General features: G+C 64.4%; 21 protein-coding genes (1 of these 21 running past the window's edge). 4 read left to right on the top strand and 17 right to left on the bottom strand.

Annotation, left to right across the window (positions count from 1 at the left end; all coding sequences use genetic code 11):
- Positions 1 to 137 precede the first annotated feature (137 nt).
- The 15 genes from ACQPYR_RS05420 to ACQPYR_RS05350 all read right to left on the bottom strand — a co-directional run bounded on the left by ACQPYR_RS05420 (position 138) and on the right by ACQPYR_RS05350 (position 14,967).
- Entirely contained in the window at positions 138 to 815 is a 678-nt protein-coding gene (locus tag ACQPYR_RS05420) for a hypothetical protein (protein WP_433628318.1), read from the bottom strand.
- 12 nt (positions 816 to 827) lie between these two features.
- Entirely contained in the window at positions 828 to 2,006 is a 1,179-nt protein-coding gene (locus ACQPYR_RS05415; RefSeq protein WP_433628316.1) for an MCE family protein, read from the bottom strand.
- Entirely contained in the window at positions 2,003 to 3,082 is a 1,080-nt protein-coding gene (locus tag ACQPYR_RS05410) for an MCE family protein (protein ID WP_433628314.1), read from the bottom strand. The genes ACQPYR_RS05415 and ACQPYR_RS05410 overlap by 4 nt, the downstream gene beginning before the upstream one ends.
- On the bottom strand, positions 3,079 to 4,179 hold the full coding sequence (locus tag ACQPYR_RS05405) for an MCE family protein (RefSeq protein ID WP_433628312.1): 1,101 nt from the start codon (positions 4,177 to 4,179) through the stop codon (positions 3,079 to 3,081). Before ACQPYR_RS05405 ends, ACQPYR_RS05410 begins: the two co-directional genes overlap by 4 nt.
- Entirely contained in the window at positions 4,179 to 5,183 is a 1,005-nt protein-coding gene (locus ACQPYR_RS05400) for an MCE family protein (protein WP_433628309.1), read from the bottom strand. Before ACQPYR_RS05400 ends, ACQPYR_RS05405 begins: the two co-directional genes overlap by 1 nt.
- Positions 5,180 to 6,202, bottom strand: coding sequence for an MCE family protein (locus ACQPYR_RS05395; protein WP_433628306.1), 1,023 nt, complete (start codon positions 6,200 to 6,202; stop codon positions 5,180 to 5,182). Before ACQPYR_RS05395 ends, ACQPYR_RS05400 begins: the two co-directional genes overlap by 4 nt.
- 4 nt (positions 6,203 to 6,206) lie before the next feature.
- A complete protein-coding gene (locus tag ACQPYR_RS05390; RefSeq protein WP_433628303.1) occupies positions 6,207 to 7,598 on the bottom strand; it encodes an MCE family protein in 1,392 nt (463 codons plus the stop codon).
- A 6-nt stretch (positions 7,599 to 7,604) separates the two neighbouring features.
- On the bottom strand, positions 7,605 to 8,468 hold the full coding sequence (locus ACQPYR_RS05385; RefSeq protein ID WP_433628300.1) for an ABC transporter permease: 864 nt from the start codon (positions 8,466 to 8,468) through the stop codon (positions 7,605 to 7,607).
- Position 8,469: 1 nt separating this feature from the next.
- On the bottom strand, positions 8,470 to 9,330 hold the full coding sequence (locus ACQPYR_RS05380) for an MlaE family ABC transporter permease (RefSeq protein WP_433628297.1): 861 nt from the start codon (positions 9,328 to 9,330) through the stop codon (positions 8,470 to 8,472).
- Entirely contained in the window at positions 9,327 to 9,515 is a 189-nt protein-coding gene (locus ACQPYR_RS05375) for a hypothetical protein (protein WP_433628295.1), read from the bottom strand. The genes ACQPYR_RS05380 and ACQPYR_RS05375 overlap by 4 nt, the downstream gene beginning before the upstream one ends.
- Positions 9,515 to 9,739 (bottom strand): hypothetical protein, encoded by a 225-nt coding sequence (locus ACQPYR_RS05370; RefSeq protein ID WP_433628292.1) that lies wholly within the window; start codon positions 9,737 to 9,739, stop codon positions 9,515 to 9,517. Before ACQPYR_RS05370 ends, ACQPYR_RS05375 begins: the two co-directional genes overlap by 1 nt.
- Positions 9,740 to 10,146: 407 nt before the next feature.
- Positions 10,147 to 11,031 carry an NAD-dependent epimerase/dehydratase family protein gene (locus ACQPYR_RS05365; protein WP_433628289.1) on the bottom strand — a complete coding sequence of 295 codons (885 nt, stop codon included), beginning with the start codon at positions 11,029 to 11,031 and terminating at the stop codon, positions 10,147 to 10,149.
- A gap of 29 nt (positions 11,032 to 11,060) precedes the next feature.
- On the bottom strand, positions 11,061 to 12,803 hold the full coding sequence (locus tag ACQPYR_RS05360; RefSeq protein WP_433628287.1) for a hydroxysqualene dehydroxylase: 1,743 nt from the start codon (positions 12,801 to 12,803) through the stop codon (positions 11,061 to 11,063).
- Between the two features lie 229 nt (positions 12,804 to 13,032).
- Entirely contained in the window at positions 13,033 to 14,151 is a 1,119-nt protein-coding gene (locus tag ACQPYR_RS05355; RefSeq protein ID WP_433628284.1) for a serine hydrolase domain-containing protein, read from the bottom strand.
- Positions 14,152 to 14,397: 246 nt separating this feature from the next.
- Positions 14,398 to 14,967: a pentapeptide repeat-containing protein gene (locus ACQPYR_RS05350; RefSeq protein WP_433628281.1), complete on the bottom strand. Its 570-nt coding sequence runs from the start codon at positions 14,965 to 14,967 to the stop codon at positions 14,398 to 14,400.
- Between the two features lie 78 nt (positions 14,968 to 15,045).
- Here ACQPYR_RS05350 and ACQPYR_RS05345 point away from each other — a divergent pair, with 78 nt between their 5' ends.
- The 4 genes from ACQPYR_RS05345 (at position 15,046) to ACQPYR_RS05330 (ending at position 18,436) form a co-directional block, all read left to right on the top strand.
- Complete coding sequence (locus tag ACQPYR_RS05345) at positions 15,046 to 15,294, top strand: hypothetical protein (protein ID WP_433628278.1); 249 nt, start codon at positions 15,046 to 15,048, stop codon at positions 15,292 to 15,294.
- Between the two features lie 5 nt (positions 15,295 to 15,299).
- A complete protein-coding gene (locus ACQPYR_RS05340) occupies positions 15,300 to 15,491 on the top strand; it encodes a hypothetical protein (RefSeq protein ID WP_433628276.1) in 192 nt (63 codons plus the stop codon).
- A 214-nt stretch (positions 15,492 to 15,705) separates the two neighbouring features.
- Complete coding sequence (locus ACQPYR_RS05335) at positions 15,706 to 16,512, top strand: carboxymuconolactone decarboxylase family protein (protein WP_433628273.1); 807 nt, start codon at positions 15,706 to 15,708, stop codon at positions 16,510 to 16,512.
- 583 nt (positions 16,513 to 17,095) lie between these two features.
- Complete coding sequence (locus ACQPYR_RS05330; RefSeq protein ID WP_433628270.1) at positions 17,096 to 18,436, top strand: helix-turn-helix domain-containing protein; 1,341 nt, start codon at positions 17,096 to 17,098, stop codon at positions 18,434 to 18,436.
- Positions 18,437 to 18,493: 57 nt separating this feature from the next.
- On the opposite strand, the gene ACQPYR_RS05325 is transcribed toward ACQPYR_RS05330, so the two are convergent.
- Together ACQPYR_RS05325 and ACQPYR_RS05320 are read right to left on the bottom strand one after the other, a co-directional pair.
- A complete protein-coding gene (locus ACQPYR_RS05325) occupies positions 18,494 to 18,712 on the bottom strand; it encodes an MbtH family protein (RefSeq protein ID WP_433628267.1) in 219 nt (72 codons plus the stop codon).
- A 26-nt stretch (positions 18,713 to 18,738) separates the two neighbouring features.
- On the bottom strand, positions 18,739 to 26,052 hold the final stretch of the coding sequence (locus ACQPYR_RS05320; RefSeq protein WP_433635017.1) for a non-ribosomal peptide synthase/polyketide synthase. The gene runs 11,742 nt beyond the window's last position; 7,314 of the gene's 19,056 nt are visible here — the last part of the coding sequence; its start codon lies off the right edge, out of view — the gene reads right to left on this strand; it ends in the stop codon at positions 18,739 to 18,741.

Raw genomic sequence — 26,052 nt, 5'->3', positions numbered from 1 at the left:
ATCGACTAGCCAGGCTGAATTCGACCGCGATCGTTGGCAAACTTACAGCGACATATCGCGGAGGGATCGCAATATGCCGAAAAATGGCACTCCTTCTGCTTGGTGCAACGGAGCAGATCGACCTCGTCGGGGGTCGACTAGGACCGCGGCGGGGTAGCAAGGGGGGAGTTCACCTTGTTGACCAGCCAACGGCCGTCCACCTTTTCCAGGCGCATCACCATGGATAGTTGACCGGGGGCGGGTTTGCCCTGGGTGCCCATGCTGGTGATGGTTTGGCCGATGACGACGATTGCTTCGGCGGAGGTGGTGTCGCCGGATTTGATCGCGCACTGGACGTCGTTGACCTTGGAGACCACTTCGCCCTGGGTGAGGACGTCGCGCAGTTCCTTGCTGGTGCTGTCGAATTGCTTCTTCCAGTCGCCGGTGGCGCCGTCGAGGACACCGGCGAAGTATTTGTCGAGATTTTTGGCGTCGTAGTCGGCGAGTACGGGTGCGTATTGACAGGCGGCGAGACGGGCGTCCTCGTGGGCGGTGACTATGGCCTTGTTGTCCTTGTTCTGGAGGTAGAAGAAGACCGTGGTGGCTACTGCGACGACGAGCAGCAATACGGCAGCGGCGCGGTAGGCGATTGCGGTCAGTTTGCTGGATGTGCGGAGGAAGGCGAATCGTTCGGCCGCAGGCACTTTCGAACCCACATCAACACTCGACGCCGTATCCGCGTCGATATCCTTGCCGAGCGAGACGGTAACCTCCGCCACGTCGGCCTGCGCATCGTCGATCTCGTTGTCGGCTGTATCGATCGTTCGCTCGTTCACAGCTTCTCGTTCCTATCTGCCGGTTGCGGGTCTGGAGAGTTCATTGCCGGTGACACCGGGGGGCGGGCCGGAACCGTTGTCCGGCACATTCGGACGTGGTGCGTTCGCCGAACCACGAACCTGTAGTGCGGGATTGGTGGTGATGCAATAGTTGTAGAGCCGCACTCGGGTATCGACCGTCTTGTCGGTCGGCACCACGGGGATCGTGTCGTAGTCACAGGTCGGGCGCGGCCACGGATCGACCATGGTGTTGAAGGCGTTGTCGTGTGCCGGAATTCCGATGGCCTCCGAACCCGCGCGCAGCGCAGGGAACAGCGCTTCGATGGCCGGTTGACGCAGCTTGGCGGCCTTGGTGATGGCGACGAAGTTGGTGATCAGATTGGTCATCGGGTCCTGCGTGTCGTGCACGATGCCGCCGAGGGTGGCCAATTGGCCGGGCCCGAGTTCGAGGAATTTGCGCACTTCCTGATCGGCCGCGGTGAGCTGCTGGAACAGTGCGCTCGAACCGGTGGTCAGCGTGGTCAGATCGGGTTGGGCGTGAGTGGTGGTTTCGGCGATCACCTGCAGGTTCTCGATGAGTCGCTGGGTTTGCGGAAGTAGATCGGTCAGTCCGGACATGGCCCGGCTGATTCCGGCGACCATATTGCGCAAGCGATCCGGACCACCGGCCAGCGCCTTGTCGAGTTCATCGATGATCACATTGAGTCGCGCCGGATTCATCCCGCCGATCAGCCCGCTCATATCGGTGAGCACCGACTGCACCGTCACCGGTGTGCTCGTGGCCGACCGATCGACGATCGAACCGTCGGACAGATACGGACCGCTGTCGGAGTCGGGGCGGAAATCCAGGTACTGCTCCCCCGCCGCCGAGAGCCTGCCGACCGCGACGGTGCCACCCACCGGAATCTTTACGGTGTCATTGATTTCGGCGATGGCGGCGACACCGTCACCGGATACCCGGACGTCGATTACCTTGCCGACCCGGCTGCCGCGGAAGGTGACGTCATTGTTCGGTGCGAGTCCGCCGGAACTCTTCAGCTCGACCCGCACCCGGTAGGTGCTCGGCAGCGGATTGATCCGCAGCACGGCCGCACCGATATATGACATGCCGAGAATCAGGACGACGATCAGACCGATATTCGCCACCGCGATCCGATGCCGAACCAGCCAGTGCCACAGCGGAATATTCATCGCCCACCGCCCTGCAACCGCCCGATGACCTTTTGGATCACCTCGGCCAGACTGCCGATGAATGCGGGTACATCGCCGATTTCCGGCCAGCGGCTACCCTTCGGATCGGTGAGCGCGCCGATATCGAGATAGGAAACCGTGGCGGCGACCGCAAGCACCGGTCCGTCATAACTGGCCATGACATCGGGATAGATGGCGTGCAGCCCGTCCAGCGTGCCCGCCAGATTGTCGCCCATCTGGGTGAAGCCGGACATCAGCCGCTGGATGCTGTCGAACAGGCTCAGGAATTCCGGGCCGGTGGTGTCGGTGAAATCACCGAGCGCGGACATGGTGACCGAGACCTTGGCGACGAGGTCGGCAATACTCCTGTTGTTTTCGGCGACCAGTCCGATCAACGGTGGGAAAGTATCCGCGGCAGCACCCAATTCCGCCTTGCGCCTGGCCAATTCGCCGGTGAGCACATTCAATCCGGAGAGCACGCTGTCGACGTCGGCGGTGCGTGCGTTGAGTGCCGCGAGCACATCGGTCATTTCGGTGATCAGATGTGCCAGCTGTGGCGCCCGCCCGGCGAACATCGAATTCATCTCGGTGGTTATTCGAGCCACCTGATTGAGCCCACCACCGTTGAGCAGCATGGAGATCGACATCATCAACTGTTCGACCGACGCGCCGGTGCCGGTGTGGTCGGGGGCGATGGTGTCGCCGGGACGCAGCATTTCGGTGCTCTCCTGCTCGGCGGGCAGGGACATGGCGACGAACATGTCACCGAGCGGAGTGGCCTGACGCAGTTCGGCCGTGGTGCCGCGGGGCAGCTGAATATCCTGCCGAATCCGCATTTCCACATCCGCGAGGAAATTCGTGGTGCTGATCTCGGAGACCATGCCGATTTCGGTTCCACCGATCTTCACGTGTGCATTCGCGGGCAGGTTGAGTGCGTCCTTGAAAACGGCGTGCAGCTCATAACCCGGTCCGCCGATGCCCGGCTTGGGCAGTGGCACATTGTCGACCGTAATCGCACACCCCGCCGAGGCGACAACCACCATCGCCGTGACGAAAGCCGAACGCGCCGCTTTCATTTGGTGATCCCGAGCAGTGCGGCGGTCAACCCGAAATCGGGGCCGAAGTCCTGGATCTTCCCGGTGCGGCAGCCGTCGAGACGTAGCTGGATGCGCTCACAGAACAACGAAAGCGCTTCACCGTCCAGCACCGCTTTATCCAGCAGACCGTGCAGGCGCAGTGCCCGGTCCTCACGGCTCACGGCATTCGAGAAGTTCTCGAAGAAAAGCGGTGTCACATCGGTGATTTCGGTGAGTCCGCGGGCATTGGACCGCATCTGCGCGGTCAATGTCGTGAATCGGGTGAGCGCACCGAGCAGTTGTTCGCGATTCTGGCCGACCACGGTCGAGGTATTGGTGACGAAGTCGTTGAGCTGGGTGATCACCGCCTGCAAACCCGGTGCCTGCTGCCCCATCAGTTGCACGAGTTCGGTGAGCCGCCCGCTGAAATCCCTTACCGTCTGGTCGTTCTGGGCGATGATCTCGGTGATCTCATTGAGTTTGACGATGGTATTGGAGATCTGGTCGCCATTGGCGAGGGTGACCTCGAATGCGGAGGACAGATCGTCCAAGGTTTCGCGTAGCTTGTCACCATTGCCGTTCAGCAGCGGAAACAACACCCGGCTCGCCATCGGGCCGGTTTCGTTGTCGCCCTTCAGAGCCGCGCCGAGCTGATCGAAGGTTTCGAGAATGCGGTCGAGTTCGACCGGGGTACGGGTCCGGGCGAGCGGGATGTGCTGGCCGTCGGTCAGCACCGGACCATCGCCTTCGTAGGCCGGGGCGAGTTCCACATGCCGATTGGTGATCAGCTGTGGTGAGACCAGCGCCGCCATGGCGTCGGCCGGTATGCGCACGCCCTTATCGATGGACATGATGACTTCGACGTAACTGCCTTTGGGGGTCACGGTATCGACCCGGCCGACCGGAACACCGAGGACCGCGACGTCATTGCCCGCATAAAGGCCGGCGACATTCTCGAAATCGGCACTGATCTGCAGATGTTCCCCGAGATACTGATCGGGCAGTGCGGTGAGGCTGTCGGGTAGCAGCGAACAACCGGTCGCCACCGTTACGGCGAGGCCGAGCACCGTCGATTTCAGCAAGGTACCCATCTTCATCAATTGCACCCCTGTACGGCTTGGGCGAAACACAGCCAGTTGTCCGGGAACACCCATGGCGCCCACACATCGCCGTACGGGCCGTTGCCGAGGGCATTGTTGAACTGCCGCAGTGCGACCGGCATGATCTCGTAGAGCGAATCCAGGTTGTCCCGGTTCTTTTCCAGGCCCTCGGACATGGTGTTCAGATTCTGGATGAGCGGGCCGAGCTGATTCTGGTTCTCCAGGCCCATGTCCTGCAGCAGCCGCGACAGGCTCGCGACATTGTCGAGCAATTGTTTCAGCAGGTTCTGCCGCAGTGCGACGGCATTGCCGATGGCCTCGCCGCGGGTCAGCAGCACCAGCACGCTATTGCGGTTGTCGGAGGCCAGCTCGGCCACCTGATCCATGCTCTTCAGCAGTGTGTCCACCTCGTCACGGCGATCATTGATCACCTTGGCCAGCGCGCCGATGCTGTTCAGTGCCTCGACCGTCAGCTGCGGAGAGTCGCCCATCTGCTGGCTGAGCACATCCAGTGACTGCCGCAGTTTCGCCGGATCCAGGCGTTCGATGCGCTCGAAGGACGATTTGTAGTTCGGATCCCGGATGACCTTGCCGAGGTTGTAGGGCACCGAGGTCTGCTGCAGCGGAATCCGATTGTCCGGCAGTCCTTTTCCATTACCGGGCACCAACTCGACGTGCAGCTTGCCGAGGATGGTCGTCATCTTGATGGCGGCCGAGGCGTCCGGACCGAGTCGAAGATCTTTGCGCACCTTCAGATCCACAACGACCTTCGCGCCGTCGAGTCGCACGGCACTCACCGAGCCGACCTCGATGCCGGAGACATCCACCGATGCTCCCGACCGCAGCCCCGCCGCCTGCGCGAATTCGGCATGAATCGTCTTATCGCCGAGATGCGCCTGCGATAACGCACTCGAGCCGACCAGCAGCACGACGACCGAACCCGCCGCGAGCAGTCCCAGCCACAACAAGCGATTGCGCACCCGACCCAGTAGTGCCGTCATCGGCAGACCTCCGAATGAGAATTGCCGCCCACCTGCGAGAACAGCCCCGGTGGCAGCAGCACGCCCCACAGCGAGACGTCCAGCGAGCAGATGTAGGCGTTGGCGTATGCGCCGTAGCCGGTGAACCGGGCGAGACCATTGAGGACGGTCGGCAGCTCGACCGCCGCCTGATCCAGGGACGCGCCATTGAGGATCAGCAGTGCGACACCGCTGGTCGCATCGTTCTGCGCCCGAGCCAGATTCGGCTTCACCTGACCGATCAGCGTCGCCAGCGAATCGGTGGATTTCGCCACCGTATCGACCGACGACTTCAGCGATTCGCCCTGTGCGTAGAGCGATTCCACCAGCGAACGCGCCTGCGTGATCAGGGTTTCCAATTCACCGCTGCGATTGGCCAGGCCCGCGATCACACTGCTGAGATTGCCGATGACATCGCCGAGAATCTTGTCACGCTGACCGAAGGTGCCCGCGAGTTCAGCAGCCTGGGTAATCAGCGCACTGAGCGAGACATTGTTGCCTTGCAGGGCCTGGATCAGGGTCTCCGACAGCGAATTGACCTGATCAGGTTGCAGCACACTGAACAGCGGTTCGAAACCCGACAGCAGCGATGACACATCGAACGACGGTTCGGTGCGTTCGACGGGAATCGCGGATCCGGCGGTCAGCGCCGCGCCCTCGTCCTTGCCCGGAACCAACGCGATATAGCGTTGGCCGATCAGATTCTGATAGCGCACAAGGGCTTTCGTCGTCGTGGTCAGCCGCTGGTCGTGCTGGATACGGAAGTCAACGCGCGCCTTGTAGTCGCCGTCGAAATCGATGGCGTCGACCCGCCCGACCCGCACACCCGCCATCCGGATGTCATCGCCGACGCGCAGTCCGAGCACATCGGTGAAAGTGGCCGAGTACGAGTCGGTATCGCCGGCTACCGAACGCTGCAGCGTCGACCAGATCGTGTACGTCAACAGCACGGCGACCACGGCGAACAGACTGAATCCGGCCAGCGCTTTCCCTGATTTCATGTACTCACCGCCCTTCATCCGGTGCTGTGTCGTACAGGGTCACCGAGCCACCGGCCAGTACCGGAGCCAAGAGCAGGTACTGCGCGGTGGTCGGCCGCCCGCCGACGATGGCGGCGGCAGCATCGAGACCGCGCAGATTCGCATTCGGCTGGGCGGGTTGATCCGTCGCAGCGGCGGGCGCGGTGATGCCCGGAATCGTGGGCAGCCCTGGAATACTCGGCAGTCCGGGAATACTCGGCAGCCCCTGCGTCGGAGCAATGGGCGCGGGTCCCGCGGCGTCCAACCGCTGCGGCATCAGCTGCGGCGGAAACTCCTGCGGCGGTGCGACATCCGGCACCGTACTACCGCCGCAGCGCGGACCGGCCATGGTGCCGTAGTGCGGACAGTCCTTGGCCGTGTACTGCTGGAACGGCGTGAAGCTGACATCCATCTTCCACACCATCTGCCGGCTCGGTCCGAATCCGAAGGTCGTGCGCACCCGTTGCAGCGCGGCATTGAAGTTGGCGGCGGTATCCGGGATGGCCTGCGGATCCCTGGCCAGACCGCCGAACAGGCCGTCGAGTCCGACGACCAAGTCCTTCCCGGCGTCCGGATTCCGCGCGAACAGCGAATTGACCGAGTCGACCGCGCCGCCGGCATTGGTCAGCAGTGCGACGAGGTTGTCGCGCCGCTCGGTGAGCGTGCGTGCGGTGGTCACCGAATCCGACAGCACGCCGACCAGCTCCGGCGCCGAAACGCTCAGCGCCGTCACGGCCCGGCCGAGGTTGCCGAGCAGATCGCCGATGCCGGGAGTCGCGTGCACCTGGGTGAGCCAGGTATCGAGGCGTTCGATGGTGGAACCCGGCACCCGCGCGGCGGGATCGAGTGCGTCGGCGAGGGTTGCGAGCACCCGGCCCAGCTTCTCCGGCTGGATATGGTCGAGCACATCGCGCAGCACACTGAGCGTGGTCTGCAACTGCACGGTGCCTTCGCCGGTGTCCTCCGGAATCCGGGCCCCCGCACGCAGGGTTTCGGTGGCGTGCCCGTTGTCGACGAGTTCGATGGCGGTCACGCCGAAGATATTGTCGGGTATCACCCGGGCCGTGACATTCGCCGGAATAAAGCCCGCCACAGCCGGTTTCAGGTCCAGGGTGGCATCCTGACGTGCACCCTTGGCGACGACATCGACATCGGCCACGGTACCGACGACCATGCCGCGGAACTTCACATCGGCATGGGTCGGCAGCCCGTCACCGGTACTGGTGAGCACCGCGACAACCGAGACCTTGTCCTGGAAATAGCCGGTGTAGCGCAGGCCGAGCAGGTACAGCAGCAATGCGGCCGCCGTGGTCATGGCTATTCCGGCGAGCGTGAGTTGACGTGCGGTGGGTCCGCGTCCACTTGGATCGAGCAGCATCGCCACCTACCCCGAAATCCGGAACCCGGGGTCGATGCCCCAGATCGCAAGGGTCAGAAACAGATTCACGAACACCATGACGACGATCACCATCTTGATCGCGCGGCCGGCCGCGTGGCCGACGCCTTCCGGACCACCGGTGGCGATATAGCCGTAGTAGCACTGGATGAAGGTCGAAATGAGTACGAACACCACGACTTTGCCGACCGAGAACAAGACATCGATACCGTTGAGGAACTGGAAGAAGTAGTGGTCGTAGGTCCCGGCGGAGGTGCCGCCGAGGAACAGCACGGACAGCTTGGTCATCAGATACGCAACGGCGAGACCGACGCTGTAGAGCGGAACGATGGTCAGTGTCGCGGCAATCATCCGGGTGGTCACCAGATATGGAAGTGGCCGGATGGCAATGGATTCCAGCGCATCGATCTCCTCGGCGATCCGCATCGCACCCAGCTGCGCGGTGAATCGGCAGCCCGCTTGGATGGCGAAGGCCAAAGTCGCGAGGATCGGGCCGATTTCGCGCGTCGTCGCGAAACCGGAGATCGCTCCGGTCAGCGGATTCATGGTGAGCAGATTCAGCGCGGTGTAGGACTCCATGCCGACGGTGATCCCGCCGAATCCGCACAGGATGATGACCACACCGACCGTGCCGCCGCCGACAATGAGCGAACCATTGCCCCAGCCCACGTCGGCGGTCAGCCGCAGCACTTCCTTGCGATAGTGCCTGAGCACGAACGGAATTGCCGCCACCGCTTGGCAGAAGGTGATCCCCTGGTGACCGAGCCGTCGGTTGGCCTGGACCGGCACGATGGCGACCGCGCCGACCGCGCGAAACGGCTTCAGCGCGGGCGGGGTGTATCGGGTGCCCATCTCAGATCACCTTCGCCGGGAAGAGCGTGTTGTAGATCTGGGTGATGATGATGTTCGTCGCGAACAGCATCAGCGCCGAATTGACCACCGCCGCGTTCACCGAGTTCGCGACCCCACCGGGACCGCCCTTGGTGTGCAGTCCGATATCGCAGGCGATGATTGCGGTCAGCGCACCGAAGATGGCGGCCTTGACCAGTGCGATCACCAGATCGTTCGCCACCGCGAAGGAGGCGAAAGTGCTGATGAACGAGCCTGCCGTGCCGCCCTGGGCGTACACGTTGAACATATAGCCGGTGGCGAAGCCGACGAACACCACGAATCCGCACAGCAGGATGCTGACCAGGATCGCGGCCAGCAGTCGCGGCGCGACCAGCCGGCGCACCGGATCGACGCCCATCACCATCATCGCGTCGATCTCCTCGCGAATGGTGCGGGAGCCGAGATCGGCGCAGATCGCCGAACCGACCGCGCCCGCGATCATCAGCGAAGTGACCAGCGGCGCACCCTGCCGAATGATGCCGAGACCGCTGACCGCGCCGATAAATGTCGTCGCACCAACCTGATTCACCAGCGCGCCGACCTGGATCGACACGACAACGGCCACCGGGATCGCGACGAATACGGTCGGTGCGGCGGATACGCTCGCCATGAACGCGCCCTGCTTGATGAACTCGTGGAATGGGAAGCGGCGCACGAACATCGCGCGCAGCATCTCGATGAAGGCATCGCGCATCAGCCGCACCTGGCGCCCCAAGGTCTCCAGCGAGCGCTGCGGATGCCGTTGCCACAGGCCCTTCAGATCCTCGACGGCGCGCTCCAGATCCGTTAGCTCAGCTGGCCTTTCGGTGATCCGAGTGCTCATGCCGACTCGCTGAGTTGATGCTGCAGCAGGACGAGGAGATAGCCGACCACGGCGATACCGGCGACGGCGGTGCTGAGCACGGCGAGCCAGACCCCGAACCGCAGCACCGGATTGACTTTCATACGCCCCCCGAGGATCTTGACGCCGATCACCAAGATGTCGATGAACCAAACCAAGATCATCATCAGGTCATGCACACATTCGAGAAGGTGAGCACCGGCCAGCACACGATCGAGCCGAGGAAGGATATGACCACGTCGATGCCGTGCATGCGGTGCAGATGGCTGGTGTGGGTCAGTGTCCAGATGAGGCCGACGAGCCCGTATGGAATGGCGAGAATGATGAAGGTGCCGAGGAATTCGGAGACCTTCATCTCGTAGCTGAATATTCGATCCAGCTTCTTGAGCATGCGCCTGTGTCCTTTCCCCCGCCGCCTGAGCAGCACAGCCGGACACACGCCGGGGCTAGGTATCGCTGCGGCGCAAGTGCGGCCGATCACGCTGCGATCGGTCGGGTATGGGTGCGTATGTTACGCATGATTCCTTTGGTTGCGGAAGAACTTTAGAACACTTAGTTCAGCAAATCTGGATAGAGAACCCAGTACAGCCAGCTACACTCGGTTCGTAGCAATGAGAATCTTGAGTAACATAACTGGGCCACGGCCTACTTCGGACCGGTTCGACGCAGGAGCGTTCGATGACGAGCAACGCGGATTTCCGCGGCAATCCAACCCACCACGGCGACAGCGACGGGCAGTCGGCCGATCCGCACTGGCGCATCCGCAAGTAGCCGAACCCGATCCGAGCGCTGGCCCGACTAGGCGTGCCACATCTGGTCGACGATCGCTTCGATGTCGGAATACATTGGCACCCAATCCAATTGGTCCATCGCCTTGGCCGGATCGGCGACCGACGAACTCGGCTCCGGCACCGCCGGGCGATGGATGAGCGCCACGCGTCGTGCCGATACCTTTTCCACAGCGGCAACCACCTGGCGGACGCTCGTGCCCCGGCCGCTACCGATGGCGTACCGCTCGGTCACGCCCGGCGGTGGCAGGTGTTCGAGCCCGGCCACGAACGCATTCGCGGCATCGGAAACATGTACATAGTCACGGACCGTCGTGCCGTCGCCGTTGACCTCCAACGGTTCGTTCCGCGCCGCAGCGCTGAGCACCCTCGGAACGAGCCGAGTGGGATCCGGATCGCGGCCGCCCGCCACATTCGACAGCCGGAGCACGACAGCTGCGGCATCGTGGGCTTCGACGGCCTTTTCAGCCGCCAGCTTGCTGCTTCCATGGGGGTGCGGCGGGTTATCGGGCAAATCCTCGGTGATCGCCCGGCCGCTCACATCGCCGTAGATCGCGCCGGTCGAGGCGAATACGAACCGGGGCACCTCGGCGCTCGCCATGGCATCGAGCAGGGCGATGGTCCCGACGGTGTTGACCCCGAAGTACCGGAGGGGGTCGGTCATCGACTCCCGCACCCGGGTCAGCCCGGCCAGATGACACACCGCATCCACGCCGTCGACCGCACGTCGAAGTGCGACGGGGTCGAGTAAGTCGGCAACGCGAATCTCGGTGACATGCGCGATGTTCGATTGCGGCGAGTGCACCATGGCGACAGCATCGTGCCCGGCCTCCATCAAGGCCGAAACGACAGCTGCGCCGAGGTAACCCGCCGCTCCCGTGACAAGTACGCGCATGGCGCGAGCCTATGGAAGACCCTGATCGGCTACCGGATCGGGTAGCGACGGTCGATGATGTCGAACATATTGGGTTGACCCGCTCGGTAGAGTTCGCGGTCGACGAGTTTGAGCGGTTCCCAGAGCGGCATGGTGAAGCGCGGGGTGACGGTGGCCGGTCCGGCTGACGAACCGGAGGCGTGCAGGATGGCATTGGCGGCGAGGCGGCCGCCTTCGTTCGCGCCCTCCATACAGGCGACATTTATACCGGTCTTGATCCAGTCGCCTGCGAGGAAGAGGTTATCGATCGCGGTAGCGGCGTCGGGGCGGTCGGACCAGGAGCCCGGGTTCTGAATGAAAATGGCATCGTCGTAGGCGATTTCGGGTGTACCGGCGTCGGTGAGGGCCGGATCGATCATCCAGGAGTGCAGCATATCGTCGGCGAGCTGGATTTCACCGTCGTCATTGACGTGCGCCTTGATCTGCGCCCAGGTTTCGCGGGCGATCTCCTCGGGGGTGCACTGCTTGGCGGTCTTGCGGTTGAAGGTGCCTGGCTCCTCCCATTCGGAAATGATGGCGGACAACACGTCCCGCACACTGCCGTCGCCGTAGGTGGTCACCGGCCGTCGCCAGAACTGGGCCTCGCTGATCGAGGTCAAGCCCCATGGCGCGTCGTTGTAGCCGACGTGGCCGTTGACCAGGTCGACGCGTTTGCGGAGGAAGAATTGTATGCCGACCATCCAGGCGGCCTGCAGGTTCCGGATGCGCTCGAGATTCGGATCGGCCGCCGCCATATCGTCGGTGAGTACGTCGGGGAACTTGTCGAGCGGGATTGCGGAGAGGTAGTAGTCGGCCTCCACCCGATGACGCGCGCCGCCCTGGTCGGTCACGGTGGCCGAGGTGAGATGCGCGCCATCGCTGTCGAAACCCGAAAGGCGCTGGCCGAGTTCGAAAGTCACGCCGATCGAGCGCAGATAGTCGATCCACGGATTGATCCACACCGCACTGGTCGGGCCGTTGAGCACGCGGTCGTTGCCCTTGCCGTCGCTGTCGTTGTTCAGGTTCAACACCGACCACACGTACTCTTCGCCGACCAGTCCGATCGAATGTGCGCTGCAGTTACGCGATTTGGTGGCGACGAGCTCGCGGATGAAGCCGTCGCCGAGGAAGCGATTGTACTCCGGGGACGAGTTGTCCAGGCGCGCGAAATCGGTCCAGGTCATCCGCTCCCACTGCCCCAATTTGCGCTCGGTGCTGCTGGAGACGTAAACGGCCAAGCGCTCCGCGGCGAAAACCGCTTCGTGCAGCGGCAGTCGGAACAGCGATTCGAAGACCGATGCGACCGAGTCGATGAATCCCTTGGGAGTCATCGGGAATTGCGAGAACGGCAGCGGGAACGGCAGAGGGACAGTGAGATTGCGCCGGTCCATGCCCGCGATCATGGCCGCGTTGAGTCGGACCAGGTTGTCCCACACACCGTTCGCATTGCCGGGGAAGGGGATTCGGCGCAGCGTATCGGGCAGATTGTGATAAAAGCCGAAGAAGCTGCGGAATCCGTGTTCGCCGGGTAGGTCGTCGGCATAGATACTGCGGGTCTTGCCGCCGAAAGCACCGAGCTTCTCGTACACCGTGACCGCGAAACCGCGTTCGGCTAGTTCGTGCGCGGCGGTCAGACCCGCCGGACCCGCGCCGAAAATCGCCACGGACCGGACCGGCTGGGCGCTCGCCCGACCGCCGGTGGGCGCCGATGTCATGGCGGCGGCGACACCGCCGGCCACGGCGGCGTTCCTCATGAATGCTCGTCGCGACTGCTTGGTCCGCATGCTGAATCTCCCGACCATCCGGCCTGCCACGTCCATGTGAGCCGCGCACAGGCGCCTGCTGTGTCGCAAGATGTTACTGCCTATTCTTTGGTAAAGAGGCAGTTTTCGAGATGCATCGCCGAGCTAAATCGTGGACGATCGTTACAAGTTCACCAACGGGCGGCACTCGACGCACCAAATGATGTTGCCAATGATTCTTCTATGGACAGAGAGCGTGCGAGAGTATGGCCGTCAGATCGGGCATGGCCTTCGGCGACTTGGTGTAGGCGTAGGTCACCGCCCGACCTTCCGGTGTCGCCCCGGAGACCGTGAGGAATCCGGATATGCCGCCGGTGTGCCCGACATACTCTGCGCCACAGGGCAGGCGAGTGGAGCCGATGCCGAGTCCGTAGTTCATATCCGCCTGCCCCATCGGCACACCGGTCCGCATCTCCCGCAGTTCGACGGCCGGGACGACCTGTCCGGCCAGCAGCGCTTGATAAAAGCGATTCAGATCGTCGCCGGTGGAGACCATTGCGCCCGCGCCCCACGGCACGGAAGGTTCAACGCGCGACACATCGGTCACCACACCATCGATATCGGCGTACCCCTTGGGATGTGGCCCCCGGATATCGAGCTCGCCCGGCGCAGGCAAGTAGGTGTCTTCGAGCCCCAACGGCTTAAGGATCCGCCGATTCAACTCGTCGACATACGCCGCACCCGTGACCCGTTCGACCAGCACATCCGCCACAATGTAGTTCGAGTTGCTGTACTCGAACCGCGCACCGGGCGCGAAATCCGCTGGCCTGCTGAGGATTATCGCGATCTGCTCGGCGGGTGTCATGATCCGTCCCGCCAGCGCCGCCTCGTACTCGTCGACGCGCGGATCATCGGTGAGCTCCGGCAAACCGCTTTGGTGCCGCAGGATCTGACGCACGGTTATCGCCCGCCCATCGATCCCCTCGCCCCGCAACAGCCCCGGCAGATACGTATCCACCGGCTCATCGAGCCGAACCCTGCCCTCCGCCACCAACTGCAACACCACCGCACTGGTGAACGTCTTGCTGATACTGCCGATCCGCACCCGCTGCGGCGGCGCCACCGGAATCGGCGCACGCGTACCGATATCGGCCACTCCACTCGTGAGCGTGACCGTCTTCCCGTTCTCGGTCAACGTCGCGATCATCCCCGTGACCCCACCCTCGACCGCCCGATCGATGTCACCCTGGACCACCTGAATCCTGTTCTCCGACACCCCCATCGGCACACCGGGATCCTTGGCACATCCCGAAAGCAGAGCAACCACACCAACAGCAATACCTACCGTCACAAGGCGCATGCCTCGACGCTAGGAACCACCCCACCCTCACACATCAGGGTCCGACCCCGAGATTCACCTGATTTCGGTGAGGCGAATCCGGGGCTTACGTTGAACTTTCTCCCCCTCATACCCGGGTGCGCTGGGTATCGACGATGTGAGACAGTCTAAGCAGACTGGCGTACCTCGACTCCAGGAGCACCATGAGAAAGAAACCACGCCTGCAAGTCTGGTCCGTCCAATAGCGCAGGTGAATCGATGCCAACGTCAATCGGCCCGATCACCAGACCGGTGGCAGCAGCGACAAGGCAGCCTCCCACCCGCACGCCCGAAAAGTCTCGTCCGTCCGAAAATGCACTCTCGTAGATCGGCGTCACGTAGATCTGATCCGGAGAATGTCGCCCGTTGCAGCAATGCGCCTCGGAGGTCGGCACCGCGAAAGTCCGAGTGAGCAAAGTCCGCTCGCTGTATATCTGCCCGGCGCAGCCTGGCATGCCTCGCGTCGCAGCCACGACCCTGGACCTTCCGAAGATCAGCGCCGCTCAGGTCAGCTCCTTCCAGCCGAGCCCCAGCAAGCCATCCCGTGTACAGATCGGCGCCAATGAGCTGCACTTGATTCATCATCGACTCGCTCAGTTCCGCCCCGAGAAGATCGAGTCCAGACAGATCCGAACCCGTGAAGTCGAGGCCGCGACCATTGAGAAGGGATGACGATGTCTGCTCGGCGGCAGGGTCGGGTGGGAGACGCTCAAAATAGTCCGACAACGCGCGGTACGCGGCGGGATCTTCAGGCCAACAACGAACGCTACTCGGAGAACGACCGCGACCGGTAGTCATCGTTACCACAGCACCTTTCCTTGCCATTTAGGATTATTCGCGACCACCCAGAACGGCGGCAAGGTCGCCGTGTGGCAGTTGCTCGGAAGTTCCACCCGCATCCTGCGCCTGCAGCTTCCCGGAGAGTCGTTTACGGCCTATCGCCTGCCGTCGCGCACGACGCTGCCCAGCGCCCAACCCGGCACGATCGTGTTCGATACCGACCCGGACCTGGCCGACGCACGGGAACTGCTTCCCCAGCACGAGGACCTGTGGGATGTCCTGCGCGACGACTACTGGGCTGCCCTCCTGAGCCGGACCGATCTCCCGAACTCGTTGGAGCCGTGACGCATATGTCTCGACCACCGCGAAACGAAATCTCGCCTGCCATCAGAGCACTGCTCGTCGCCTTCCACCAAGACACCTGGATCAAGCTCGAACTGGCTCCGCCGGAGAGCCGCCCGCTGTGTGAACTCGCGGACGGCTCCCTGTACGAGGTCGGCGAAGACGGCTGGCCCACCGAGACCGACGATCCACTCGACTGAGGTCGCACAAATCGAATGCTTACCTCGCATAGTTTGCAGGTTCTGCGAGGCGGTCACTGGCTCTGCGACAGCCTTGGACTCCGAGATACGCCCGTACGGTGGACAGGATTTGGCGGTTGTGGTGGGTGGTGGGGGCGCCCAGGTCACGGCTTATGGCCAGTCGCGCGAATCAGGGCTTGCGTTGGAGCACACTCCAACTTTTAGAGTTCCGGGCATGACCAACACACAGGCCTCTACCAGCAATGATCGTTTCGAGCGCGGACTGGAGCTGCTTCGGCAGGTCGGCGGGCAGGAGCGGCCCGCGGTGCTGGACAGTCTCGCGGATATCGCACCGGACCTGGGGCGGCTGACCGTCGAATTCGGGTACGGCGACATTCTCTCGCGGCCGGGGTTGACGTTGCGGCAGCGGCAGCTGGCGACGGTGTCGGCACTGGCTGCGATGGGAAATGCCGCGCCGCAGTTGCGATTCCACATCGACGGGGCGCTCAATGTCGGATGCACGCGGGAGGAAATCGTGGAGACGCTGATCCATGTCAGCGTGTATGCGGGGTTCCCTGCCGCGCTGAACGGACTGAGTGCGGCGCGCGAAGTGTTCGACGCCCGTACCGATCTGCCCGCACCGGCCGAACCGGCACCGGCACCGACCGGTGACCGGTTCGAGCGTGGGAGCGTCAAGCTCGCCGAGATCGACGGGCACGCGGGCGAACAGGTCATCGCCTCGCTGCGCGATATCGCGCCGGATCTGGGGCGCTACATCATCGAGTACAGCTTCGGCGATATCTACTCGCGTCCCGGCCTCGACCTGAAGACCCGTGAAATGGTCACCGTCGCCATGTGCACCGCGCTCGGCACGGCGGCGCCGCAACTGGGCGTGCACATACACGGCCTGCTGAATGTCGGCGGCACCCAGACCGAAGTCGTCGAAATCATCACGCAGATGGCGGGTTACGCCGGATTCCCGGCCGCACTCAACGGAATCACAGTGGCACGCGCGGTTTTCGCGGAGCGGTCGGGCGACTGACGCACCTCAGCCGGCGGGTAACGCCCCTGTGATTCGCCGAGGCAATGTCGCCTGCCCCGAGGCCTTTCGGCCCCATCCCGGTGCGGCACTTCTGCGGATAAGCGCCGCACCGGAACCCCCATCAGGGCCACGGGTTACCTCTCGGCAGCGCGTCGGAAGCAGTGCGCGGAGGCAGCCAGATATTGGCGGCAGCGGGCACCGTGTCCAGCGTGAACAGAGAGGATGAAACGAGCCCGGTCATCACTGAGACCCACCGGCTCTTGATTGCAGTCGCGGCTCTGTACCAGCCACAATTCCCGGACATCCGAATGCAAAACGTCCATTGTTCACCTCCGCCGAAGAGATAAGTGCACCCGGCACCGGCAGCGCCACCGGAACCCGCCGTCGACGCTGTGGATCGGAACAACGTCGGGACCGTGCGTCGGGTTCCGGAGAGCCGGCACCCCCGAAAGGGTTTGGGGTACAAACCCGGTGCCGGGTACCGCTTCAGCGTGCACGTTGCGATTCGGTGGATAACAGAGCCGAATGCGATAAATGCGAGTAATTTCCGATTGAATCAGCCTGGTACGAGGGAGCGGGACCTATGGTTGAGATCGACTGGACCGGCGAAGACGTACTCGCTCTTCGCGTGGCGATGAAGCGAAGTCGCTATGAGTTCGCACGCCTGGTGGGCGTCACCCCGCGCACCGTGATCTTGTGGGAGAAGGGCCGGACAACCCGGATGCATGCCGCAAGCAGGCGTTTGCTCGATCGAGTGCTCTCCGAGGCCGATTCGGTCGTCGTCGCGCGATTCGAGCGCGCGATCGCGGGTCCGACGGCGGCCCGCGATACCGAAGACACGAGCGCGGCGCTCGATCGGATACAGCTCGGTAGGGACATCGGGCTCGACAAGGAAGTCGAGGATGACGACGTGAGAAGGCGATTGCTGTTGGCCTGCATCGGCGCGGGCCTGGCCGGTCAGGCGGCCGATATGGTCGCGAGCGAACCGGACAAGATGCTCGCCACCCTGGACGCGGGCTCGATGAGCGAACGGCGGCTCGGCCTGCTCGAGCAATCCGTCGAGGCCCTTGGCACCCGCGTCGTGCAGGTTCCGCCGCACGAGTTGCTGCAGGCCACGCTCGACCAATTCCGCGCGGTCCGTGGCTGTCTCGCGGAGCGGCAGGCGACCCCTCATCAAATCCGACTGGTCCGTACGGCTGGTCGCCTGGCGAATGTCGTCGGCGAAATTCTGTTCAATGAGGGCCATTTCGGTCAGGCCCGATTGTGGTACACCACCGCAATTCACGCCGCCCAGGACATCGGCGATCGCTTTTCCGAGGACATCGCACTGGCTGGATTGTCGTATTTACCAACCTATAGCGATAATCCGAAGGAAGTTTTGAACCTGCTCAGCCCGCGCCTCGAAGAAAATCCGGGCTATGGTCCGGCGGCGGCCTGGTTGTGGGGAATGGCGGCCCGCGCGCACGCCAGCCTCGGTAATTCCGACGGCTTCGCCCGCTGCATCTCGAAGTCGGAGCAGGCGCTGGAAAATGTTCCCGCGGAACAACTCTCGATCGGCATCTTTTCGTTCCGCCCGGAGAAGCTCGCCTTCTATCAGGCCATCGGCAACTCCCGATTGGGCCGCGCCGAGCAGACCGCCCTGGCATCCGAGCGAGCTATCGGGCTCTACGACCCGAGCGAGACCATGGAACCGGCACTGGTCCGGTTCGAACACGCCACCGCGCTGCTCGCCTCGGGCGAGGTGGACGAGGCCTGCGCGGTGGCGACCCGCGCGATCACCAATGGCCACACCTACGTCGGCCTCACCGTCACCAAGCGCGCGAAACAATTCGATACCGCGCTGTCGGGTTTCCAGGGTCGCGCGGTCGCCGATTGGCGCGAGCAGGCTCGGATGATCGTCAATACTCCGCGAACCCGGGCTTGAGGGGGGCAGGGCGCACCAGCCGGCAGGGGGATGTACGAGCCGGCGCGCCCCGCCCATTCAGTTGGCCTCGGGCTGCATCGCGGTGATGAGTGAATTGGGACGCATATCCAGCCAGTGGGTTTCGACGTACTTCAGGCAGGAGCGACGCGTGGCCGCACCGTAGGCGATGGTCCAGCCGCCGGGGACGGCGGCGAAGATCGGCCACAGGGAGTGCTGGCCCTCGGCGTTGGTCAGGACGTAGAACTGGGCGTCATCGTCGTCGAACGGGTTGGTCATCTGGTCGGCCTTCCTGGTGGGAGAGTTCAGGCCCGGTCGGGGTGCGCCAAGACATTGGTCAGGACGTGGCCGATGCGGGCGAGGGCGGATTCGGAGGTCATGCGCCAGTGCGTGGCCTGGACGGCGTGGTTGTGCACGGTGCCGTCGACGGCGTCGGACCAGCCGGCCGCGCCGGTGGCCCCAGTGGGGTCGTCGAGTCCGGCGGTGAAGTAGACGAGATTGCCCTTATAGGGCCGTGGCCGGTAGCGGGCAATGAGTTCCAGCGAGTGCGTGCCCGCGTCGAGGAGTCGGCCGAGCCGGTCGAATCCGAAGGACGCGAACGGCTCCGGAAGTTCGGCGATGCGCCGGGCGAGCCGGGTGCGATCGAGTTCGGTATCGGTGTCCTCGGCCTGTTCGCCGAGTAGTCCGCCGAGCAGATCGGCCAGCGGCACCGTCGCCGTCTCGTCCACCGTGATGTGCAGCGGGCTGTCCATCATGGCCAGCAATGCGACATGTTGGCCCTGGTCCTGTAATTGATTCGCGACAGCGTGTGCGAGTACACCGCCGAGCGACCAGCCGAGCAGGTGGTAGGGGCCCTCGGGCTGTACGGCACGGATTTCGCGGAGGTAGTGTTCGGCCCAGTTCTCGATGGAATCCGGCAGCGCCGCATCCGAATTCAGCACCGGTGACTGGATGCCGTAGATGCCGCGCTCCGCATCGATATGTGCGGCCAGACCCGCGAACGACCAGGCGACACCGCCGACCGGGTGGATGCAGAACAGCGGTTCGCGAGAGCCTCCGGGGCGCAACGGTAGTAGGACATCGAAGGCCGCCTGCGCGTCGACGCGGCCGCGGCCGCAGCGGTGCAGTTCCAGTTGCGTGATCAGGTCCGCCGGTGTCGGCGCGGCGAACAGCCATACCACCGGGATCTGTTCGGCGAGTGCGGTACTCAGCTGGGCTGCCAGTCGAGTGGCCAACAGTGAATTACCACCGCGTTCGAAGAAGTTGTCCGCCATGCCGATTCGCTCGACCTCCAGCGCCGCCGCGAAGACAGTGCAGACCAGCAGCTCCAACTCCGTCTCCGGAGCGCGGAATTCTCGGGTGCCCAACTCGGGTTCCGGGAGTGCGGTCCGGTCGACTTTTCCGTTGGCGTTGAGCGGCAAGGCCTTCAGTTGGATCAGCACGGTTGGAACCAGGTAGCTCGGCAGGGTATCGGTCAGTGCGGATTTCAGCGCGTTCGGATCGATCGGCTCGGTCGCGGTGAAGTACCCGACCAGCAGGTCACCGCGATGGGCGATGACGACGGCGTCGGCGACCGTCGGACGTGAGCGCAGGGCGTGCTCGATTTCGGCGAGTTCGATGCGATAACCGCGGACCTTCACCTGGAAGTCGCGGCGCTCCACGTATTCGAGGTTGCCGTCCGCACCCCAGCGGACCATATCGCCGGTTCGATACAACCGGGTGCCCGGCGCGCCGAACGGGTTGGCCACGAACCGTTGCGCACTCAGGTGGGGCCTGCCGTAATAGCCGCGGGCCAGCTGCGCGCCGCCCAGGTACAGCTCACCGGTTACACCCGTCGGCACCGGATGCAGCCGGTCGTCGAGTACGTAGACCTGGTTTCCGGATTCGGGTGTGCCGATGGGGACGACCGTCTGGCGGATACCGGCGCCGGTGCGGAACCGGGTCACCGAGACCGCTGCCTCGGTGGGGCCGTATAGGTTATCGATCCTGGCGGCGGTGAGTGCGCCGATCCGGTCGACGGTCGCGGCAGGCAGTGCCTCGCCGATGACGAGCAGTCGTCGCAGCGATCTCGGCAGTCGCTGGTCGCCGCTGACCTCGGCCAGCATGGACAGCAGCGATGGCACCAGCGTCACCGTGGTGACCGAGGCGCGTCGGATCAGATCCAGCAAGCTCGCCGGATCACGTTGTGCGCCCTGTGGTGCCAGTACCACCCGGGCACCCGTGCGCAAGGCCCACCAGTACTCCCAGACCGAGAGATCGAAGGCCGCCGAGGTCATCAGCAGCGTGGCGTCGTCGGCTTCGAGCGCGTATTCCGTTTGCAGCCAGTCCAATTGGTGTGCGACCGCAGCATGCGGGACGGCGACGCCCTTCGGAGTTCCGGTCGATCCCGAGGTGAAGATGACGTAGGCGGTGTGTACGGGAGTCAGCGTGGACCGCCGCTCCTCAGCACGGATCGGACTGCTGTCGAGGACACCGGCGGCAACCGAGATATCCAGCACCACATCGTGATCCGCCACCGACTCGGGCAGCATCGGCCGCTCGGCCGAGGTCAGCACCAGTGCCGGGTTCGCGGCGGCGAGTACGCTCGTGGTCCGGTCGAGCGGGTGGGTCGGGTCGAGCGGGACATACGCGCCGCCCGCGGTCACCACCGCGTACATCGCGACCAGCAGGTCGACGCTGCGCGGAATGGCCAGGGCCACCAGCGATTCCGGGCCGATGCCACGACCGATGAGCGCGCGGGAGAGTCGGTTCACCCGCGAGGCGAACTGGCCGTAGGTGACCGTTACCGCGTCATCGACAATCGCCACCGCATCAGGCGTCTCGGCGACCTGCGCCTCGAAGGCCGCGATGAGGGTAGTGGGAGTGAATTCGCGTTCGGCCCGATTCCAGGACACCAGCATCCGGTCGCGTTCGGCGGTATCCAGTAGCGCCAGATCTCCGACCGGCAGCTGCGGTTCAGCGCAGACGGCGGCCAGCAGACGTTGCAGTCGTCCGGCGAAACCGGCGACCGTGGCTTCGTCGAACAGTGCGGTGGCATAGGTGATCGATGCGGCCATGCCTGCCGCATTTCCATCCGGGCCGTAGCGGTCGGTGACGACCAGGTGCAGGTCGAATTGCGATATCTCGGAGTCGAAATCGACTGCGGTGACGGTCGATCCGTCCAGTGCGAATTCCGCCTCGGCCTGGTTGTGGAAGGAGAAGCCGACCTGGAACAGCGGATGCCGTGCGGTCGAGCGCCCCGGATTCAGCACCTCGACCAGCCGCTCGAATGGTACGTCGGCATTGGAGAAGGCGGCGACATCCGCGGCGCGCACCTGCCCCAGGAGTTCGGTGAAGCCGGTAGCCGCGTCCACCTGGGTACGGAGCACGAGCGTATTGACGAACATGCCGACCACATTGTCGAGTTCGGCCGCGCCACGGCCCGCGACGGGAGTACCGACGGCGATATCGGCGCCGCCGGACAGGCGGGCCAGCAGTATCGCGAAGGCGGCGTGCAGGACCATGAACAGTGTCGCTCCGGTGTTCCGGCCCAAGTCCGCCAATCTCGCCTGCATGCCGGCGTCGATGGTGAAATCGACATGCCGACCGCGGGTGGAGACGATGGCGGGTCGGGGGCGGTCGGTCGGGAGCGTGAGTTGTGCGGGCAGTCCGGTGAGGGTTGCGGTCCAGAACCCGAGTTGCTGGGAGATCAGCGAATTCGGATCGTCCTCGCTGCCGAGCAGATCCCGTTGCCAGCCGCTGAAATCCGCGTATTGCACCGGCAGCGGGGTCCACTCCGGCGCAATGCCGTGCTTACGCGCGGCATAGGCGGTCATCACGTCACGTGCCAGCGGTACCAATGACGAGCCGTCCGCGGCGATGTGGTGTACGACCACGACCAGCACGTGCTCACCGAGAGCTGTCGACCCTGCCTCCGGACGGAACAGCCTGGCGCGCAATGGAACCGAGTCGGTGACATCGAATCCGCCACCGACGAAATCCGCGACGGCCGATGTCAGATCATCGACGGCCACCGGAATCGGGGCCAGCACCGGCACTCCCGCGTCGGCCGTCGGCAGAACAACCTGTACCGGGCCGCTTTCGCGCTGCGGGTAGACCGTGCGCAGCACCTCGTGGCGTTCGACCACGTCGCTGATGGCCGCATCGAGTGCCGCGATATCGAGATCGCCGGTGAGTCGCACTGCCAGTGGGATGTTGTAGGCGGTGGACTGGCGGTCGAGGCGGTTGAGGAACCACATGCGCTGCTGTGCCAGCGAAAGCGGTACCGGATCGGTGCCGGTGCGCCGGGTCAGCGCCGGACGTGCACGCGTCGCAGTGGTGTCGAGAGCGGCGGCCAAGGCCGATACGGTCGAGTTCTCGAAGACAATTCGCACGCCGACCGAGCTGTCCGATCGAGCGCTCAGACGCGCGGCCAATTGTGTTGCGGTCAGCGAGTTTCCGCCGACGGCGAAGAAGTCGTCGTCGAGCCCGACCGCTGCCAGGCCGAGCACCTCGGCGAAGATTTCGGCCACGATCCGCTCGGCGGCCGTCTCCGGTGCGCGGAAGGTCGCGGTACGGAACTCGGGGGCGGGCAGTGCCTTGCGGTCCAGCTTGCCGACCGGGGTCAGCGGGATCTCGTCGAGAACCATGATGACGGCGGGCACCATATAGGCGGCCAGCGAGCGCGCGGCGAAAGCGGTGAGCTCGGCGGTGTCGATCGCTCGGTCAGCTACCACATACGCGACCAGCGAAACCGAACCCGCGGCGTCGGTGTGCCCGATCGTCACCGCGAATTCGACGCTCTCGTGGGCCGAGAGCACCGCGTCGATCTCACCTGGTTCGATGCGCAGACCGCGCACCTTCACCTGATGGTCGGCACGTCCGACGTACTGCACCGCGCCGGATGCGGTCCAGCGCACCAGATCACCGGTCCGGTACAGCCGCCCGCCCGCCGGACCGTAGGGATCGGCGACAAAACGATCCGCCGTAAGTCCCGGCCGCGCGTGATATCCGCGAGCCAGACCCGGCCCGCGCAAGTACAGTTCGCCGGTCACCCCATCCGGGACAGGTTGCAATCGAGTATCGAGCACCACCGCGGACATGCCGTGAATGGTGGTGCCGAGATCGAATTCGCCGGGCCGCAGCGGTGCGCTGATATTGGTGATGATCGTGGTCTCGGTCGGACCGTAGGTGTTGTGGAACGCACGCCCGGTTCCCCAGCGTCGCACCACATCGGGGCCGTACGACTCACCGCCGACGGTCAGGTGGGTGAGTTCGGGGAGTTCGTCGGGATCCAGTGTTTGCAGCACGGCCGGAGTGATGAAGGCGTGCGTCACCCGTCGCTCCCGGATGAGCGCGGTCAATTCCGCACCGCCGTAGACACCGGCCGAAGCGATCACCAGTGCGGCGCCTGCGGGCAGGGCCAGCAAGAGTTCGAGCATGGCGGCGTCGAAACTGGGCGATGCCACGTGCAGGACGCGGGATGTCGCGGTGACCTGGTAGCGATCCCGCTGTGCGCGCGCCACTCCCGCAAGGCCGCCGTGGGTGGCGATTACGCCCTTCGGGGTGCCGGTCGAACCCGAGGTGTAGATCATCCACGCGGGATTGGCCACGTGCACCGGACGGATCAGCTCATCGGGCGCAAGGGGTGCCGCGCTCGAATGCCGCATGCGGGCGGCCGTGGCCGGTGCGTCGAGTACCAGCCATTCGGCGGTGCCGGGCAGTGCCTGGCGGCACGCGGTGAGCGTAAGACCCACGGCGGCACCGGAATCCGACAGCATATGTGCGATGCGATCTGCCGGATAGGTCGGATCGACCGGGACTGAGGCCGCACCGGTCTTGGCCACCGCCCAGACCGCGAGCACGGATTCCGCGGAACGCGGGATGGCCACGGCGACGAAGTCCTCGGCACCGATGCCGTGCCCGATCAGCATTCTGGCCAGGCGGGACGAGTGCTCGTCCAGTGCGCGGTAGGTCAGCTCACGGTCGTCCGAAAGCAAAGCGAGCGCATCGGGATTCATTGCCACGGCGTCGGCCATCAGCTCGGCGAGAGTATGCGGCGGCACCAGTTCACCGCCGCGCCTGCCGAGCAGTTCGCTGCGTTCGGCCGGAGTGAGCACATCGATGGCGCCGATCGGCGCGGATGGATTCGCGGTGAGCGCGCCCATTACCCGACCGAAACGGCGAAGCAGTCCCGTAGCGGTTGTCGCGTCGAAAAGGTCTGTCGCATAGTCGAGTTCGATTGCCAGGTGACCTTCGGCGTCGAGTGCTGCCGCGACGGTGAACTGGAGATCGAAGCGCGCCACCGGTTCATCGAATTCGACGGCCGTCAACTCCAGGCCTGGCAGCGTGAATTCCTCCGCGCCGGTATTCAGATAGCTCAGCGCCACGGTGAACAACGGATGCTCGGACTGCGAGCGCTCGATGCCGAGTTCATCGACGACGCGCTCGAACGGAACGGTCGCATGGGCGAACGCGGCCAGATCGTTTGTTCTGGTCTCGTCGAGTAGATCGGTGAACGAACGGGCCGGGTCCGGGTATGTGCGCAGCACCAGGGTGTTCACGAACATGCCGACCAGGTCGTCCAACGCCGCCGCGCCGCGACCCGCGACCGGGGTGCCGATGGCGATATCGGCGGAGCCCGACAGCCGGGCCAGCAATACGGCAAGTGCGGCGTGCACCACCATGAACGGTGTCGCGTTGTGACGCGCGGCGAGTTCGTGGATGCGGGCGCCGACGCCACCGCCGATGCGCGCGCGCACCGTGCCGCCACGCTTGGACGCGACAGCCGGGCGTGGCCGATCAGTGGGCAATGCCAGTTCTTCCGGCAGATCCCGCAGCGCTTCGGTCCAGTACGTGAGTTGTCCGGCCGCAACCGAATCCAGCTCGGCCGTCTGCCAGAGTGCGTAATCGGCGTACTGTGCGGCGAGCTCCGGCCAGACCGGGGTTCCGCCGACCACTCGGGACAGATAGGCAGACAACAGGTCTCGCAGCAGCGGACCCATCGAATAGCCGTCCGCCGCGATGTGGTGCAGCACGGCGACGAGCACATGGCTGGTCGCGTGCTCCGGCAGCAGTATCGCGCGCACCGGCACCTCGGTGGTGATATCGAAGCCGGTGCCGAGGAAATCGGCGATGCGCTCGTCCACCGAGCCCGGGGTCTCGACCACAAGGGATGCCGGGGCCGGTTCGGCGGGCAGGATGACCTGGTGTCCGATGCCGTTCGCATCGGCCGGATATACCGTGCGCAGTGCCTCGTGGCGGGTGATCACATCCTTGAACGCGGCACACAGCGCCGCCTGGTCCAACTCGCCTGCGATGCGCACCGCGACCGGAATATTGTGGGCGGCCGAGTCCGGGTCGAGTCGGTTGAGGAACCACATGCCGCGCTGTACCGGCGCGAGCGGAATGCGCTCGGGGCGTGGCCCGGCGATCAGCGGTATGACCTTGTCGTGTGCGTGCGCGGCCAGGCGTGCCGCGAAGGCGTGCACGGTGGGCACCTCGAACAGCAACCGCACGGGCACCCGGCCGACGCGCTCGCCGAGTCTGGCCAGGACTCGGGTGGCGATGAGTGAGTTGCCGCCGAGGTCGAAGAAGTTGTCGTCGGCACCGATCGGCGACCGCGCGAGTACGGCCTCGAA

Source organism: Nocardia sp. CA-120079 (assembly GCF_050955745.1).
Taxonomy (GTDB): Bacteria; Actinomycetota; Actinomycetes; order Mycobacteriales; family Mycobacteriaceae; genus Nocardia.
The sequence above is the reverse complement of the archived record's forward strand: the minus strand, read 5'-3'. Positions and strand labels throughout refer to the sequence as shown.

Coding starts and splice junctions, on each gene's coding strand:
- ACQPYR_RS05340 (WP_433628276.1), top strand. CDS start 15,300: ATGTCTCGACCACCGCGAAACGAAATCTCGCCTGCCATCAGAGCACTG.
- ACQPYR_RS05360 (WP_433628287.1), bottom strand. CDS start 12,803: ATGAGGAACGCCGCCGTGGCCGGCGGTGTCGCCGCCGCCATGACATCG.
- ACQPYR_RS05405 (WP_433628312.1), bottom strand. CDS start 4,179: ATGAAGATGGGTACCTTGCTGAAATCGACGGTGCTCGGCCTCGCCGTA.
- ACQPYR_RS05395 (WP_433628306.1), bottom strand. CDS start 6,202: ATGAAATCAGGGAAAGCGCTGGCCGGATTCAGTCTGTTCGCCGTGGTC.
- ACQPYR_RS05335 (WP_433628273.1), top strand. CDS start 15,706: ATGACCAACACACAGGCCTCTACCAGCAATGATCGTTTCGAGCGCGGA.
- ACQPYR_RS05365 (WP_433628289.1), bottom strand. CDS start 11,031: ATGCGCGTACTTGTCACGGGAGCGGCGGGTTACCTCGGCGCAGCTGTC.
- ACQPYR_RS05375 (WP_433628295.1), bottom strand. CDS start 9,515: ATGATGATCTTGGTTTGGTTCATCGACATCTTGGTGATCGGCGTCAAG.
- ACQPYR_RS05350 (WP_433628281.1), bottom strand. CDS start 14,967: ATGACTACCGGTCGCGGTCGTTCTCCGAGTAGCGTTCGTTGTTGGCCT.
- ACQPYR_RS05400 (WP_433628309.1), bottom strand. CDS start 5,183: ATGACGGCACTACTGGGTCGGGTGCGCAATCGCTTGTTGTGGCTGGGA.
- ACQPYR_RS05380 (WP_433628297.1), bottom strand. CDS start 9,330: ATGAGCACTCGGATCACCGAAAGGCCAGCTGAGCTAACGGATCTGGAG.
- ACQPYR_RS05415 (WP_433628316.1), bottom strand. CDS start 2,006: ATGAATATTCCGCTGTGGCACTGGCTGGTTCGGCATCGGATCGCGGTG.
- ACQPYR_RS05330 (WP_433628270.1), top strand. CDS start 17,096: ATGGTTGAGATCGACTGGACCGGCGAAGACGTACTCGCTCTTCGCGTG.
- ACQPYR_RS05355 (WP_433628284.1), bottom strand. CDS start 14,151: ATGCGCCTTGTGACGGTAGGTATTGCTGTTGGTGTGGTTGCTCTGCTT.
- ACQPYR_RS05325 (WP_433628267.1), bottom strand. CDS start 18,712: ATGACCAACCCGTTCGACGACGATGACGCCCAGTTCTACGTCCTGACC.
- ACQPYR_RS05390 (WP_433628303.1), bottom strand. CDS start 7,598: ATGCTGCTCGATCCAAGTGGACGCGGACCCACCGCACGTCAACTCACG.
- ACQPYR_RS05370 (WP_433628292.1), bottom strand. CDS start 9,739: ATGCTCAAGAAGCTGGATCGAATATTCAGCTACGAGATGAAGGTCTCC.
- ACQPYR_RS05410 (WP_433628314.1), bottom strand. CDS start 3,082: ATGAAAGCGGCGCGTTCGGCTTTCGTCACGGCGATGGTGGTTGTCGCC.
- ACQPYR_RS05385 (WP_433628300.1), bottom strand. CDS start 8,468: ATGGGCACCCGATACACCCCGCCCGCGCTGAAGCCGTTTCGCGCGGTC.